Genomic DNA, 15,610 nt, shown 5'->3' with positions numbered 1-15,610 from the left:
TGTTATAATATTACAAAGAAAGACTCCTATGCGCCGATTACCAATTTTAGCCACCGCTCTGCTTGTCAGCGCTAGCGGAGTGCGGGCAGATGTGCCAAATATCGTCGTGGATATCCCACCAGTTTTCAGCCTTGTCAGCAGCGTGATGCAGGGCGTAGGCACGCCAAAGCTTCTGCTGCGTGGCAATGATTCTCCGCATAATTTCGCGCTACGCCCTTCGCAAAGGCGCGACCTTGGACAGGCTGATATTATTTTTTGGATTGGTGAAGGGTTAACCCCTTGGTTGGAAAAGGCGCAAGCCTCTCTTGCACAGGCGCCTATCGCGGTGGCCTTAGGCGAACAAGCGGGCGTGGTTCAATTATCATTTCGCAAAGGGGCCCTGTTTGAAAACCAAGGCGAACATGACGAACATGACGAACATGACGAACATGACGAACATGACGAACATGACAGCCCCGGTAAAGTCAACGGGCATGCAGAAAATAATCATGCAGAAAAGCACAAAAACACCGCAGCGCATGACGGGAATGATCATCAGGATCATGCAGGCCACGACCACTCTGGGTTAGACCCACATTTCTGGTTGGATCCAGAAAACGCAATACATTGGATCTATAAAATTGCGGATATATTATCGCAGACAGACCCCGAGAATGCGGGCGCTTATTATGCAAATGCCGCAAAGACCAAAGCAAGCTTAGAGCTGTTAAACAAAAATATCGCGCAGCAGCTGGCGCCGCATCACGCGGAACGCTTCTTAATCGTGCATGATGCCTTCCAATATTTTGAAGCGCGCTTTGGGCTTGCCGCGCAAGGTGCAATTTCAGATGGGCACGCCGCGCCGCCGAGTGCCGCGCGCATCTTGGCAATTCGGGATCTCATGCAAGATCGAAAAATCAGCTGTGTGTTTGCCGAGCCGGGATATAACGCGAAGCTTCTAGACAATTTAATCAACGGAACTTCAGTGCGCTTGAAACAGCTGGATCCGCTTGGCGCAGGCCTGCCCTTGGACCACAGGCTCTATGAGGCTGTTTTGCAGAATATTGCCGATGCGATGGTGGCCTGTTTCACGAATAATGAAGGGTAACTCAACCTGAGCCCCGCGCCTCATCAGCAGGGGCGGGCCGGTCAGGCTGCACGGCGGGGGCGGGCAATGTCTCTTGAAAGGCCCAGCCGCTCGCCTGCAGCAACTCGGCCAAATTACGCGCCTTACGTTTGAAATAATCCGTCGCATAGCTGGATCGCTTGCGATTGATGTCCCACCTTTTTGCGTAGTCTTTGGCGCTAAGCCGATCTTTAAACCCCAACCGTTGAAATGCTTCAAAAACGATCACGGGAGCGCTTTGCTCTTTGCCAAAAACGGCCCGCGTTTTCATATTATGGGCGGTGATTAAATACTGAATCAAAATGCATAATAAATCATCCCGATAGAAACTCTCTTTCTTCCCCCGCGGCCATTTCTTTTCAAATCCGCCCATCAACAAAAGCGAAAATTCATGCGCTGCTGCTCCAACTGACACCCTATCAGCTGCCATCCGCAGCACATATCCACGCGCCAAAGCCCAAATATGGCGATCTTTATGCGCCCAATCGATCAGCTCTTGTTCTAAAGGTTCGGGCAGTTTGATGTACAAAGAATATCCTTGCGGCGCCAAGCCATCAATGAAGTGCATCGCGCGGTCCGACCAAGGTTCAAACATCAGCTGACCTTCGATCACATGACCTGACAGCCTGATCAATTGTACGGTTTCTTGAATCAGCTTTTCGTTCATTTCCATCCTGCGACACCGCGCGCGCCGTGCCAAGCGCCCGACCTGGCCTTGATCACTTCACCTTACACCATGACCTTGCGAGAACCGTGCCAAACGCCCGCTGGCCCACCCTCACCGGCGGGAACCTGCCACCTGTTTATTGTTTAAGCCCTGCTTTCTGCATGCCCTGCAACACGGCCTCCACCACAAAATCAGGAAGCAATGGGGCGTAATCTGCCAATGAGGTTACATCCGGGCGCAACTGCAAAAATGCTTCCAAACCCTGCTGCGCATCAGCCAATCGGTCTAAATTACCCAGCGCAGCCACTTTAAACCCCAAAAGCAAATTATTCTCCGGATCGTTTTCAACCGCGCGGGTTATTTTATCCAAAGCCTCATTCATGCGCCCCAAAACCATCAGAAGGCTGACCTCAAATTGCGGCCATTCACGCCACTCAGAGGGGTCAAGCGCTTGGGTTTTCAAAAAATAATCATAGGCCAATTCAATATTGCCAGCATAAGCTTCGGTCAGGCTTAAGGCCCGCGTTGCCGCAGAATTATTTGGGTTTATGCCAAATGCTTCATGGGCGTAATGTCGGGCATTATCCAAATCATTGAGCTGAAAATAATAGCTGGCCATCATCGCAAGTGCCCCAGCATTCGACGCTTCTTTTCCCACAACATAAGAAGCAATTTCAAAGATCTGAGCAGACAGTTCTGCGCGCCTTTCTCTGTTATGCGGCTTGAACCTTTCGCGAAGCAAGACTTTGCATTTTAACAGATAGGGATCCAGAAAATTTACCGATGCTTGAATCGCTTGATCGCATAAAGACAAAATACCCTCTGGTGCATCACGCCGGTGATATTTTTGCAGGGCCTGTAAATACAAATCCCACGCGGTGAGGCTTTCCGGCTTTGATAGCTCAGTATTTTCGCGAGATTGGCGGCGAATTTCAGGATCAATCGCCCGGGCAACCGCGATCGAAATTTCATCTTGAACTTCAAAAATATCATCCAAAGGGCGATCCCAACGTTCAGACCATATCGTGCGATCTTTTAAGGCATCGGTTAAACTGGCGCTGATCCGCACCTTATTTCCAGCTTTTCGTATACTGCCCTCAACCAAGTACCGGGCGTTTAACTTATCGGAAATTTCGTTCGCAGTGAGCGAAAGACCTTTCACCGAAAAGCTTGAATTGCGCGAAACCACCGGAAAGGTTTTCCATAGAGCCAAATGGCTGATGATATCTTCCGTCACCCCATCGGCAAAATATTCCTGTTCTGCATCCGTGCTCATATTTTTAAACGGCAAAACGGCAATCGAGGGCGGTGCGCCAGCCTCAACGGGTTCGATTGCAGGCGGCGTTGGCGCGATCTGGCGCGGCGCCAACCCGCCAATGGAAACGTCAAACGCGTGCACGTTGGTATTCTTAACCTGCTGCGCCCCAATATCTTGAAAGCCCAAATCCACTTTCTGGCTAACAAAGTCATGAATACTTTTTGACAGGCACACGCCACCGGCTTGCGATAACGCCTCTAAGCGGGCCGCCACATTCACCCCATCCCCATAGAGATTGGTGCCTTCAATAATGACATCCCCCATATTTAGGCCGATGCGAAATTGCATCTGCGCCGCGTTAGGAACCGAGGCATTGCGCGCTTTGATGAGCTTTTGAAATTCTACGGCACAAATAACCGCCGAAACCGCGCTTGGAAATTCAGCCAGAACAGAATCTCCGGCCGTGTTGAAAATACGCCCGCTATGCTCTTCAAACAAATTGTCCAGAATCTCTTTACAGCTGCGAAAACTGCGCAGGGTAAGTTCCTCATTCTGCGCCATGAGCGTGCTAAACCCGACCACATCGGTTACGAAAATCACGGCAATTTTTCGAAGAATTTCACTTTCAGACATTTTAAAACCCTTTACACGCGCTGCTTTTTGGCCCGGCGTTTTACCCATAAATAGACGCGAATGGCAAAGATTTCTGATAAAATTGGATAATAGACGGTTTTTTTACGCTGCAGAGCTTCGATATAGCCGGCGCTTAAATTATTCTGTCGCGCGGCTTTTAGCAGGATCCGCATATAACGGCGCGAGGTCGGCAGATCATCATTCACCTCGTTTTTACAGCGCAAAGTTTGGGCCAAAACCGTCTCACCGGCGAAACGGATCGGGGCTTCGATCACCTCATAATTCTCGCCCTCTGAGGCGATCACCCGCGCCATATCGCTCTCGGTAATTTCGTGAACAACCCCTTCGACCCGACCACCTTTACAGGGCTTTATATTGGCAAAACTCGGTTCAATAAAGTTTGGCCCAACCAGCCCCATCACCAAGGCATAATCGTCAAGATAGCTGGATTGGCTCCGCAGCGGGGTGATATTGCGCACGCCAGAGAGATATCGCGTCGACATGTTCGATCCATATCCAAAGTAAAATGCCATTCAGAACACCCCGAAATAATTATCTCAAAGTGAGTGATAAATTTAAGCCCCGTCAAGCATGCAATGCGTTTTGACTTTAAAGATTTCTTATTTACTGCCAGAGCAAGACCTTTCGCCGGCTCCAGATGCACGTCATCGCCTAAAGTTGGCCCGCAGTTAAAAAAACAGCGCCTATATATATGCGATGCAAAACTGTATTTAAGCCGTCATGCTTGAAAACGTCTTAAGCCCATTAATCGCTTTTTGACGGTCAATATTTTATATCATCGCCGGGACGGTTATTTTAACCTTCAGCAAGACCACAACCGCCAGATGCCATTTCGACAAAGCCGCCCTGCGCTTCAAACAGACCATCGCAAAAGAAACGCCGCGGTACAAACTGGCAGACACCGTGAAACCGGCTATTCTGCCGCAAGTTTAATCACAGGTTCCATTCTTTGCAGCATCGCATCGCTGAGGTGGCATTTTATGTGATGGTCATTGTCCAAAATTTGATTTTTTGGAATTTCTGTTTCGCATAAATTATCTGCCACATGCACCTTCCAATGGCATCTGGTCTGAAATGGGCATCCGCTGGGTGGATCCATGGCAGAGGGAATATCGCCCTCAAGCACGATGCTCTGCTTTTCAACGCTCGTATCGGCAATTGGAACCGCCGAAAGCAAGGCTTGCGTATAGGGATGATAGGGGGGCGAAAATACTTGCTCTGTGGTCCCAAGCTCAACCACATGCCCCAAATACATCACCATGACCCGATCACTGAGATAGCGAACGATTGACAAATCGTGGCTGATAAAGAGCAGCGTCGTTTTCTCGTTGCGCTGGATCTCCATCAAAAGATCCGTAACCGCCGCTTGAACTGAAACATCCAAAGCCGAAACCGGTTCATCGGCAACCACAATCCGCGCGCCGCCCGCAAACGCCCTTGCGATCCCTACGCGCTGCTTTTGACCACCCGAAAGCTGGCGCGGCATCCGCTGCGAAAAAGCCCGGGGCAGTTTCACCAGATCTAAAAGTTCAAGCATACGGTTCGAACGCTCTGAATCGGATGAGCCGTATTTGAAAACCTCAAGCGCGCGCATAATTTGACGGCCAACCGACATAGAAGGGTTCAACGTGTCAAACGGATTTTGGAAAACCATTTGAATATCTGCAACTGTTTGAGTGCTACGATCTTCAATTGCAATTTGCTGAATATCGTTTCCGTCTAATAAAATTTGGCCATCTGTCGCCGTTTCCAGACCCATGAGAACTTTGGCAAAGGTAGACTTGCCGCAACCAGACTCTCCCACAATCGCAAGAGTTTCGCCTTCACGCGCCTCAAACGAAATTGACTCATTCGCTTTGACAACGCGCTTTTCCCCTGCGCTGCCAAAAAGCGCATTGGCAGCAACTTCATAATATTTCTTAAGCTTATCAATTTTGAGGATCACATCCCCAAGCTCTGACTTAGAATTTGCGCTTGAAGCACTGGCAGGTTGCGACCAGTCGATATTTTGAACTCTTTTGCAGCGGCTTAAATGAAGCGCATGACCTTCGATTGGGACCATATCAATAGCCGAACTATCACAGACCCCCTCTTGGAAATAGTCGCAGCGTGGCCCAAAATTGCACCCTGGCGGCCGTTCATGCGGCAGTGGAAAATTTCCAGGAATAGCCACCAATGGACGGGTTGTTTTATTTGCCCCTGGCAGCGGAATAGATCGAAAAAGGGCCTGCGTATAAGGGTGCTGCATTTTTTCAAAAACATCTTTAATTCTGCCGGTTTCCACCGCTTCACCAGAATACATTACGCAGATGCGGTCACAGGTTTCCAAAACAAGCCCAAGGTTATGCGAGATGAACAGCATGGATGTGCCATATTTTTTGCCCAAATCTTTCACCAGCTTGACAACCGCCGCCTCAACCGTGACATCAAGCGCGGTGGTGGGTTCATCCAAAATAAGCAAAGCCGGTTTTGACATCAGCGCCATAGCGATAACGATCCGCTGCTGCTGGCCGCCAGACAATTGGTGAGGATATGATTTAAGGATGCGCTCAGGGTCGGGCAGCTTAACATCTTTGACAACCTCGAGCGCCCGTTTATAAGCTTCTCGCTCGGACACCCCTTCGTGGATCATCGGCACTTCTGTTAGCTGCTTGGAAATTTTCAGCGCCGGGTTCAATGAGGCCATTGGTTCTTGATAGATCATCGCAAGTTCATTGCCGCGAATATTCCGCAACTCCTCCGCGCTCATCTGAGCAAGATCGCGGCCCTTAAATTTGATCGTACCGCCAACGATTTTGCCATTCACACCAAGATCCTGCATCACGCCCAATGCAACCGTAGATTTCCCACACCCAGATTCTCCAACCAAACCCACGGCTTCACCAGGTTGAACAGCAACGGAAAAATCCATCACGGCTGGAATTTCGTTTAATCGGGTAAAAAAGGATATGGAAAGCCTATCGATTTCCAAAATCGGACCGTCAAAATCTGTTTTATCCATTTTTCTTTGCCTATTCAGTTGACGCGTTTAAGTGCGCAATTTTTGACGAGTTTTAACTTTCTAATCCTTCAGGCTTTCCTCGCGCAGACCATCGGCCAGCAAATTCAAGCCTAACACAAGACTCAGCAAGGCAAAGGACGGAACCAAAGCCGCATGGGGATAAATGGAAAGCAATTTTCGACCATCATTGATTGTTGCCCCCCAGTTGGGATCCTCAGGCGACAAACCAAGACCGAAAAAGCCAAGCGTTCCAAGTAAAATAGTGGTGTATCCAATGCGAAGGCAAAAATCTACGATCAGCGGCCCGCGCGCATTTGGAAGTATTTCCCAAAGCATGATATACCACGCACCTTCACCCCGCGTCTGCGCCGCAGCAACGTAATCTCGGGTTTTGATATCCATGGTTAAGCCTCGGATAATCCGAAAAACAGTTGGTGAGTTTACAAAAACCACCGACACAAAAACGGTCAGCAATCCCGCATCCACGTCAAACAGATCTATCGCGTTAAAGAACTCAATTTTACTGCCCGTTTCATTGATCAACGAAACATATAATAGCCCTAATATGGCCAGTCCCACGCCCAGCAAAGCATTCCGCTTCGCGGGAACTGTGTGATAACGCGAATAGATCAATACAGAGTAAAAAATTAATGGGAACACAAACAAAACAATCGCCATATATTGCGGCAAACCGGTCAGTCTGATTTCCGGAGTGACCAAGAGATAAAACAGCAATATGACTGGAAACGCCAAAATCAAATTTGCGACAAAAGAGATCGATGTGTCGAGCCGCCCCGCATAATAGCCGGCAGGAATACCCAATGTGATTCCAACCATAAAGGCAAATAACGTGGCCAAAGGTGCAATCACAATAACGATCGTAGAACCGGCGATCACGCGGCTGAAAACGTCTCGGGCTAAATGGTCGCCTCCCAATAAAAAATGCTTGTAACTGTCATCTTCGGCGCCCCTTAGGGCAGTGCCGGGAACTTTATTCTTCATACCTGAAAATTGCGCCAATGGATCTTGCGTAATTATCAGATCCATTGCACCTGAGAAAAATCCTGTAAACACCCAGAACATTACAATCGCAAACCCGATCATTCCAATAACCGAGTCAAAAAGCTTTCCATATAGGCCCAGCGATCTTTTATATCGCATAGAGATAACAAAAAGCACCACAAGAGAAATCCAGACCGGCCCAAGCTGGATGATCATGCCCAAAAATATTTCCGTCCACGATAAAGAAGTCATTGCAGGGTCCTTTTCACGTAACGCTTATGCGTGGATTCAAATAAACGTAACCGATGTCAGATATGAGCTGCGTGACAAGAACCACCACGACAGAGACCACCGATACCCCTAAAAGAAGCTCAATATCATTATTCCCGGCAGCCTGCACCAAAACCCAACCAAAGCCTTTGTAATTAAAAAGTGTTTCAACAATTACAACGCCGTTTAGTAGCCAAGGAAATTGAAGCATAATCACCGTGAACGGCGCAATTAAAGCGTTTCTCAGCGCGTGTTTCAAAACAACATTCGGGAATGAAACGCCTTTTAAACGTGCGGTTCGGATATATTGGGCGGTCATCACTTCGGTCATTGAGGCCCTTGTCATCCGCGCAATGTAGCCCATTCCGTAGATCGCAATCGTTAAAACCGGCAATAAAAAATTCTCAAGATTAGGGTTTTCCATCGCCGAGGTTGCGGTTCCTTTGAACCATTTCAGCCCTACGGCGCTGGATGCAAAAATAGATATTAGGATCACGCCTGAGACATATTCGGGGGTCGCTGTGGTCAAAATCGCAACCGTTGACAGCGATCGATCGGTTCGGCTGCCTTCGCGCATGCCGGCCAGAATACCCAGAATAAGCGCACTTGGCACCATAAGCGCCATGACCCAAAACATTAACGTACCGGTCAAAGCAAGCCGAGTGCCAATGATCCCCGAAACGTCATCTTTAAAGCGCGTTGAATATCCCCAATCGCCTTGTAAAATCCCACAATATTTAGGAGCATCACTTACGGAAATTTCAGAGCTGATGCATCTACCGCGCACTTCTCCATCCGTGCCTTCGATCACATATCCCGGCAAGACACCTAGCCACTGACCATATTTTACAGGCACGGGTAGCAAGTACCCACGATTGAGCAAGTAAGATTGAACGGCCTCATCGTTCATCCGAAAGTTGCCTTGGGTTTTGGCAAGCTTTTCTAAGTTAGGATATAGGTTTGTTAAGAAAAATACGACAAAAGTTAAACATAAAGCCGTGAATAGCATGACTGCTAGACGCCGCAAAACAAATAGTGCCATTCCTAATCCTGTTCTATCTGATTAAAGTTTTAATCTTTACCGTACACGTAAAAAGGCCGCACTTCTTCTAAGTGCGGCCTGATAAATTTAAGTTTTACGCTTTAAAGCCCCACTTATAGTGATGTGGGTGGTAAGCGATGTGCTGCTCACATTGAAGGTCAGGTCGATGGCTTCTGTACAAAGCGCGCCAATATGGCTGAATTGTCACACCCTCGTCAGCGATCAGAGCTTGGCATTTTCCTGCAATTTTGCGCCGTTCATCCGCATCGGAAATTGCATTCGCCTCGGCTAAAAGTGCGTCAAACTCTGGGTTATTCCAGGCAAATTCATTCCAGGCCTCTCCAGATCTATAGGCTAAGCCCCACACTTGTGTTGCAAAGGGGCGATGGTTCCAGTTTGTTGAACTGAAGGCATATTTTGTCCAATCATTCCAGAAAGTAGAGCCTGGCAAAATTGTTCTTTTCACCTTAAAACCGGCATCCCTAAGCTGCGCTGCAACCGAGTCGGTTGTGTTTTTTCGCCAATCATCATCTATCGATGTGATTTCATGCTCATACTCTTCCATGCCAGCTTCTTTCATCAAAGCCATGGCTTTCTCTGGATCATATGGCAACCTTACGACGCTTGGATCATACTCCGGATGCATAGGCCCAGCGTGGGAATTGTCCGCAGGGGAACCTTTCCCCGCATAGCCCAATTCTAAGCACAGTGCATTATCAACAGCCATAGCAATCGCCTGTCTAACGCGTTTATCTGCATAGGGTGTGTTGCCGTCAGCATCTTGGGCGACCTGGTTTGGCCGGATAACGATTGTCGATCCAGTCGCAATAGTAGAGTTTTCCCAGCCTATCCCCGGTACGATGTCGACATATTCTCCTACAGTTTCATAAAATACATCAACTTCATCGCCTTCCGCCGCGGCAATCCATGCTGACGGGTCAGTTCCATAGTCGATAAATTCAATACGATCCAGCGGCACGGTTCTCCCAACTGAATAGCCCCACCACTCATGCGCTTCGTTTTTCACCAGCGCAGCTTTGACGCCTACCTCATAACCATCTGGCATGAATGGGCCGGTTCCAACTGGATTTGTTCCCATTGTGTCAACAGAAAACGTTGAATGCACAACGGCTGCGGGATAATCAGCCATTCCTGCAATAACAGTGATGTCAGAAGCCACGCATGTCAGTTCAACCGTGTGGCTATCAATCACTTTGATTGCCCCTGCAGCGGCTGTCCCAGTGTCAGGATCAATAAGGGAAGCCATACGGCCAGCCATTGAATTGCCTTCAACTGATTTATCACACCAACCCTCAATATTACGCGCCACATCTTCGGCTGTAAAATCGTCGCCGTTATTCCATTTCACACCTTTGCGAACGTTCAGCGTATATTTTGAAGCGTCCTCATTTGCGCTCCAGCTTTCCAATAGGTTAGGAGTTATTGACCCGTCGTTATTGTACTCAACCAAATATTCCAAATAGCCGCCGGTAAAATGTGCCAATTGCGTCCAGTCAAAAGTACGCGGATCTTTTAACCCAATAACATCCATCTGCATGCGCATTGTTCCGCCCTGCTGCAAATGACCACCCGCCTGAGCAGGCCGCGTTAGCCCCCCTAACGCATAGGCAGCAGATGCTGTAAGCCCCAAGGCGGTTGTTCTGGATAGGAACTCACGCCGGCTGAGCTGACCTTTCTGAAACTCTTTCGCATACATTTTCGTTGCGGGATGCACTTTTTCGTAATTATTATTTATTTTTGTCATCTTAAACTCCCTAGACATTTATTCCTGTGATCTGGTTGGACAATTCAACCAAGACCAGCTTTGTATTTTAGACGCTACCTAATTCAACGCCACATTGATATAAAAAACCGACCCTTTGCGGTTGATTGGCGCATTATACAGCCCCTGCGCGCGCTAGATTTGATCCACCAAACCGGAAATCAAACCGTTTTCAACCTCTGCAACAATAGTCATGGCGCGCCAATATCAACGCCCCAGAGCGTTTAAGAGCGCAAATATAATTTCAATCTTAAGCAGCACCAACGCGGTTCGACGCCCAGCGCTGTACTATTCGCCTCATAACCCATCAGCTTCATCTAAAGGCTTGGCATTCATAAAACTGCCACCGACCCGCCAGACCATAAATTAAGAAAGCCGCTTTATTCTTGTGAACCCTGCTGCACAATCGTGGTTGTAGGGAAGGGAATTTCGATCTTTTGTGCATCAAAGTTGTCTTTCACCTGGCGGTTTAGGTCCAGACGCAAAGTCCACAAATCGCTTGAATCGCACCAAATACGCACCACGAAATCAACCGAACTTTGGTTTAGGTTGCTCACTTTAATGACCGGCGCTGGATCTTGGTGAATACGCTTATCGGCAGCGATAACCTGCGCCAACACCTCTTCGACCTGTTTTAAATCGCTGGCATAGGCAACGCCAAAGGTCACATCCAATCGCCGTGTTCCATAGGCAGAAAAATTCGTGATCGGAGCGCCCCAAACTTGGCCATTGGGAACGATGATCTGTAAGTTATCCGGGGTTCCCAATTCGGTGGTGAAAATAGAAATCTCTTTCACCGTACCCGATTGCCCGGAAACCGAAACATAATCGCCCCTCTTAAAGGGCCGAAATACAATCAGCATAATCCCTGCAGCAAAATTAGACAAAGTGCCCTGCAGCGCCAAGCCAACCGCCAAACCCGCCGCCCCCAGAAGCGCTACGATTGACGTGGTCTGAACGCCAAAGCTATTTAAAACAAAAACACTTCCGACAGCAAGAACGACCACTTGTGCAAATTTGCTGAGAAACACAAATAACGTGTCATCAAGTTGCTCATAGCGAAAGCCCAGTTTGGCAATCCAAGATTTCACAAACCGCGAGGCGAATAGCGTGATTACAATCGCTGCAATCGCAGCCGCCAGATTGCTCAAAAACGCCGTTACCGGTTCGGCCATTAAAATTCCGCTTAAATCCGCTATCTCCGTCATCAACCGCTCCTTTTGACAAGCCTATAAGAGCCTTAAATTCCGTTAGAAACAAGCCCAAGTTTGCCGTCAGATCGCTTCTTCAAAGCGCCTTATTTTGTGGCGAGGCGCGCCTTTTCCAAAAAGACCATTGAAAGTTTTGGACCTTGCCCGCAGGGGTGATATGCGCTTGCTGACACTCTTCCAGAAGCTGGAAATTTACCGAAAACCGCTTTTTGAGAGCCTGAATATTATATCGCTGTACGGGCAAACCGGAACATTTAAGCGGCCCATCTTGCGCGAATGTTGCGCAGATGAAATACCCCCCCGGCACAACCGCATCCGCCAGAATACGGGCGTAGGCGGCTTGTTCCTCTTCACGCGTTAAAAAATGAAAAACCGCCCGATCATGCCACAGCATAAATTGTTCACTGGCAAACCAAGTGCGGATATCCGCCTCAATGATTTTGAGGCTATCGCCCGCGGGGCCTAGGCGTTTTTTGGTTTTTAAAATCCCGCCAGCGGCAATATCCAACGCGGTGATGTTGCTATATCGGGCCGCTATCATCCAATCAATCAGGCAAGAGGCACCGCTGCCTATATCAATAATTGGGTCAGATTTGGCGATGCCCGCGCGCGTGATAAAATCATCACTTAGCGCTGGCGCGGTTTGAAACCAGCTGGTTTGTTCAGCTGGCTTGTTCTGCCACACCTGATCCCAATGGGCTTTTTCCGACATGTGTTTTCACCCTAATACGCTGCGCAAGGGCCAATTGGCCGGCGCTATCCCCTCACGCATTCGTATCCTGAATTGGGTCGGCTGGAAAGCATTTGCAGTTTTACAGCGGCGGGGTTGCGCCGCGCAGCGCATAACAACCGCATGGACTTGCCGCGTGATAAGCCTGCGGCGGCGGCGTTTAGCAGCTAAGCAACCGGCGCCTTGGCGGATAGTGCCGCGGCAATATACCCCTCAATCGCCTGCCGCTGATCAGGCGAGACCCGCAACCCAAGCTTTGAGCGGCGCCATAGAAAATCATCCGCCCCATGGACCCATTCCTGCGCAATGGCCCAATCCAGTTCACGCTGATAAATGCCGCTGCCAAAATCATTCCCCAGCGCTTCCGCCGAGGCCGCCTCGGCAAAAATCTGCTGCGCCTCGCTGCCATATTGCCGGATCAAACGGCGAATGGTGGACGCCTGCAGAAATGGCAAAGCCTCTGCCAAATCGCGGCGCAATTGCGCAACACCATCGACCGGGAAATCACCCCCTGGCAAGGCCACACCAGCAGTCCATTTGGCGCTGGTTGAACCAAATTCTGCATCCACCAACTCCAGCGCAGATTCCGCCAAGCGCCGATATGTGGTGATTTTTCCACCAAACACGTTTAGCACGGGCCCACCGGCGCTGCGATCCACCCGCAACACGTAATCACGCGTGGCCGCGGTGGCTGAACTGGCCCCATCGTCATAAAGCGGGCGCACCCCGGCGTAGCGCCAGACCACATCCTTTGCAGTGACCTCTGCAGCAAAATACTGATTGGCGAAATTCAACAAATAGGCTTGTTCTTCTGCAGAGCATTCGGGTTTTTGCCCTGGATCAGAATGATCAGCATCGGTTGTACCAATCAGCGTAAAATCCTCTTCATAGGGGATGGCAAACATAATGCGCCCATCCTTACCTTGAAAAAAGTAGCTTTTCTCGTGGTCGAATAACTTTCGGGTCACGATATGGCTGCCGCGCACCAAACGCACCTTATCGCGGCTGTTCAAGCGCAAGGCGCCGTTTATCACCGTTTCAACCCAAGGCCCGCCCGCATTTACCAGCATTTTAGCGCTTAGGGTTTGCTGCGCCCCATCTTGGCTTTGCAGCTGAACATGCCACAGCCCATCCGCATAATGCGCCGCAACAACTTTGCTGCGCACATTAATCTTTGCGCCGCGCGCCGCCGCATCACGGGCGTTCAGCACCACCAAACGCGCATCCTCCACCCAACAATCCGAATATTCAAACGCCTGTTTCAAAAAGGGTTTCAACGGCGCACCTTCAGGATCTGTTTGCAAATTCAGACGGCTTGTTCCCGGCAGAATTTTTCGTCCCCCCAAAGTGTCATAAAGAAAAAGAGCCAAGCGCAATAACCATGCAGGCCGACGGCCCTTCATCCATGGCATGATACGCGCCAAAAACCGCGAGACGGGGGTTTCGCTGTCAAAGCGCATCGAGGCGTCATAGGGCAGAATAAACCGCATCGGCCAACTGATATGAGGCATCGCGCGCAGCAAGGTTTCGCGTTCGATCAAGGCCTCGCGCACCAAGCGGAACTCTAAAAACTCAAGATAGCGCAAGCCACCATGAAACAATTTGGTCGAGGCCGAAGAGGTGGCAGAGGCCAGATCATTCATTTCAGCCAATGCAACGGAATAGCCGCGCCCCGCAGCATCACGGGCGATCCCGCATCCATTGATACCGCCACCAATCACAAAAAGATCCACTGGATCGCGTGTTTCAGACATATGTTTGTTCCTGTGTAATATGCAAAGCGGTTGAGGCCGCGTTAAGGCGCTGAACGAAAGCCTTCGGCGGGGCTGACTCTAAAACGATATGATCCAATTGATCCACATCGCAGATTTTATACGGCGCGGGCACGCCAAATTTCGACCCGTCCGCCACCAGAATTTTACAACGTGCATGGGTTAAGATTGCCCGCGCCACCTCCACTTCATGATGATCAAAGTCTAGGATGGCGCCCTCTTCATCCAAAGCCGAAGCTCCAATAATCGCAAAATCCACTTTGTAATGCGAGATCGCGCGCGCCGCCTCGCTACCGATGATCGCGCCATCGCTCATGCGCACCTCACCACCGATTAAATGCAAGGATTTCAAACCTGATCCGCGAAAAATAGGCACCATATTCACGTTGTTCGACAACACCGTCAAATCGCGGTGCTGGCGCAAGGCTTCTGCCACCAATTCGGTTGTGGTGCCGATATTCAGCGCCACTGAGGCGCCATTGGGGATCAGCTTCGCGGTTGCGCCCGCGATCGCTTGCTTGGCCTTCAAATGCACCATGCGGCGATCTTCATAAGCCATCACCGAAGCTCCGCTGATACGTTTTGCGCCGCCATGCGTACGCAGCGCTAGGCCGGCATGGCACAAGACGCCCAAATCACGCCGTACTGTTTGCGTGGCGATGTTCCAGTCTTTCGCCAACAGCTCAACTTCTACCTCTCCTTGCTGGCGCAAGAGCGATAAGAAAGATTCTTGGCGGGATGTGAAGACCATACGCAGCGTTTAACTGACCATATGAACATTTTGCAAGCTCAAATGAACAAATATACCGAACTGATACTGATTTGCTTTGGCTAAAAGTCACCAAAGCCGCAGAGCCGCGCCATCAGAACCACACGCGCACGCTGTTTATCGCGCCGCAAAAAATGTGGCCTCAGCCCCACCAGCCTTCAGCAAGCAAAATAAATAAATAAAAACATTTGATTCCGGTTTTTTAAACGTAAAAGAGGTTCGCCCACCTCTAAACCGCCGGTCGTTGCGCAGCTTCAGGCTGTGCAGGGGCGATGAGCGCTCGCCCGCAAAAGAGGCGACTTTTCGAAAAATCTTACCGAAAAAATAGGCGCTGACTAAACTGCGA

12 protein-coding genes are annotated in these 15,610 nt (G+C 49.6%); 1 reads left to right on the top strand and 11 read right to left on the bottom strand.

Annotated features, from left to right (window positions below; all coding sequences use genetic code 11):
• Positions 1-28: 28 nt before the first annotated feature.
• Positions 29-1,087: a zinc ABC transporter substrate-binding protein gene (locus UM181_07030; protein ID WQC64352.1), complete on the top strand. Its 1,059-nt coding sequence runs from the start codon at positions 29-31 to the stop codon at positions 1,085-1,087.
• A 1-nt stretch (position 1,088) separates the two neighbouring features.
• On the opposite strand, the gene UM181_07025 is transcribed toward UM181_07030, so the two are convergent.
• From UM181_07025 to UM181_06975, 11 genes are all read right to left on the bottom strand, one after another.
• Positions 1,089-1,772 (bottom strand): hypothetical protein, encoded by a 684-nt coding sequence (locus UM181_07025; GenBank protein WQC64351.1) that lies wholly within the window; start codon positions 1,770-1,772, stop codon positions 1,089-1,091.
• 136 nt (positions 1,773-1,908) lie between these two features.
• Entirely contained in the window at positions 1,909-3,663 is a 1,755-nt protein-coding gene (locus UM181_07020; protein ID WQC64350.1) for an adenylate/guanylate cyclase domain-containing protein, read from the bottom strand.
• A gap of 11 nt (positions 3,664-3,674) precedes the next feature.
• On the bottom strand, positions 3,675-4,196 hold the full coding sequence (locus tag UM181_07015) for a gamma-glutamylcyclotransferase family protein (protein ID WQC64349.1): 522 nt from the start codon (positions 4,194-4,196) through the stop codon (positions 3,675-3,677).
• A gap of 401 nt (positions 4,197-4,597) precedes the next feature.
• Positions 4,598-6,685 carry an ABC transporter ATP-binding protein gene (locus tag UM181_07010; protein ID WQC64348.1) on the bottom strand — a complete coding sequence of 696 codons (2,088 nt, stop codon included), beginning with the start codon at positions 6,683-6,685 and terminating at the stop codon, positions 4,598-4,600.
• Between the two features lie 60 nt (positions 6,686-6,745).
• Positions 6,746-7,939 carry an ABC transporter permease gene (locus tag UM181_07005; protein ID WQC64347.1) on the bottom strand — a complete coding sequence of 398 codons (1,194 nt, stop codon included), beginning with the start codon at positions 7,937-7,939 and terminating at the stop codon, positions 6,746-6,748.
• Positions 7,940-7,952: 13 nt separating this feature from the next.
• Positions 7,953-8,999 carry an ABC transporter permease gene (locus UM181_07000; protein WQC64346.1) on the bottom strand — a complete coding sequence of 349 codons (1,047 nt, stop codon included), beginning with the start codon at positions 8,997-8,999 and terminating at the stop codon, positions 7,953-7,955.
• Between the two features lie 94 nt (positions 9,000-9,093).
• Positions 9,094-10,764, bottom strand: coding sequence for an ABC transporter substrate-binding protein (locus tag UM181_06995; GenBank protein WQC64345.1), 1,671 nt, complete (start codon positions 10,762-10,764; stop codon positions 9,094-9,096).
• A gap of 398 nt (positions 10,765-11,162) precedes the next feature.
• On the bottom strand, positions 11,163-11,990 hold the full coding sequence (locus tag UM181_06990; GenBank protein WQC64344.1) for a mechanosensitive ion channel: 828 nt from the start codon (positions 11,988-11,990) through the stop codon (positions 11,163-11,165).
• Between the two features lie 79 nt (positions 11,991-12,069).
• On the bottom strand, positions 12,070-12,705 hold the full coding sequence (locus UM181_06985) for a class I SAM-dependent methyltransferase (GenBank protein ID WQC64343.1): 636 nt from the start codon (positions 12,703-12,705) through the stop codon (positions 12,070-12,072).
• Between the two features lie 185 nt (positions 12,706-12,890).
• A complete protein-coding gene (gene glpD / locus UM181_06980; GenBank protein ID WQC64342.1) occupies positions 12,891-14,477 on the bottom strand; it encodes a glycerol-3-phosphate dehydrogenase in 1,587 nt (528 codons plus the stop codon).
• The gene (locus UM181_06975) at positions 14,470-15,246 is read right to left on the bottom strand and encodes a DeoR/GlpR family DNA-binding transcription regulator (protein ID WQC64341.1); all 777 of its coding nucleotides are present in this window, start codon (positions 15,244-15,246) and stop codon (positions 14,470-14,472) included. The genes glpD and UM181_06975 overlap by 8 nt, the downstream gene beginning before the upstream one ends.
• Positions 15,247-15,610: the final 364 nt, after the last annotated feature.

The organism is Alphaproteobacteria bacterium US3C007 (assembly GCA_034423775.1).
In the GTDB taxonomy this organism is placed as follows: domain Bacteria; phylum Pseudomonadota; class Alphaproteobacteria; order Rhodobacterales; family Rhodobacteraceae; genus Thalassovivens; species Thalassovivens spotae.
This window is presented reverse-complemented; position numbering and strand designations above follow the sequence as displayed.

Coding starts and splice junctions, on each gene's coding strand:
- UM181_07005 (WQC64347.1), bottom strand. CDS start 7,939: ATGACTTCTTTATCGTGGACGGAAATATTTTTGGGCATGATCATCCAG.
- UM181_07000 (WQC64346.1), bottom strand. CDS start 8,999: ATGGCACTATTTGTTTTGCGGCGTCTAGCAGTCATGCTATTCACGGCT.
- glpD (WQC64342.1), bottom strand. CDS start 14,477: ATGTCTGAAACACGCGATCCAGTGGATCTTTTTGTGATTGGTGGCGGT.
- UM181_07020 (WQC64350.1), bottom strand. CDS start 3,663: ATGTCTGAAAGTGAAATTCTTCGAAAAATTGCCGTGATTTTCGTAACC.
- UM181_06975 (WQC64341.1), bottom strand. CDS start 15,246: ATGGTCTTCACATCCCGCCAAGAATCTTTCTTATCGCTCTTGCGCCAG.
- UM181_07010 (WQC64348.1), bottom strand. CDS start 6,685: ATGGATAAAACAGATTTTGACGGTCCGATTTTGGAAATCGATAGGCTT.
- UM181_06995 (WQC64345.1), bottom strand. CDS start 10,764: ATGACAAAAATAAATAATAATTACGAAAAAGTGCATCCCGCAACGAAA.
- UM181_06990 (WQC64344.1), bottom strand. CDS start 11,990: ATGACGGAGATAGCGGATTTAAGCGGAATTTTAATGGCCGAACCGGTA.
- UM181_07030 (WQC64352.1), top strand. CDS start 29: ATGCGCCGATTACCAATTTTAGCCACCGCTCTGCTTGTCAGCGCTAGC.
- UM181_07015 (WQC64349.1), bottom strand. CDS start 4,196: ATGGCATTTTACTTTGGATATGGATCGAACATGTCGACGCGATATCTC.
- UM181_07025 (WQC64351.1), bottom strand. CDS start 1,772: ATGAACGAAAAGCTGATTCAAGAAACCGTACAATTGATCAGGCTGTCA.
- UM181_06985 (WQC64343.1), bottom strand. CDS start 12,705: ATGTCGGAAAAAGCCCATTGGGATCAGGTGTGGCAGAACAAGCCAGCT.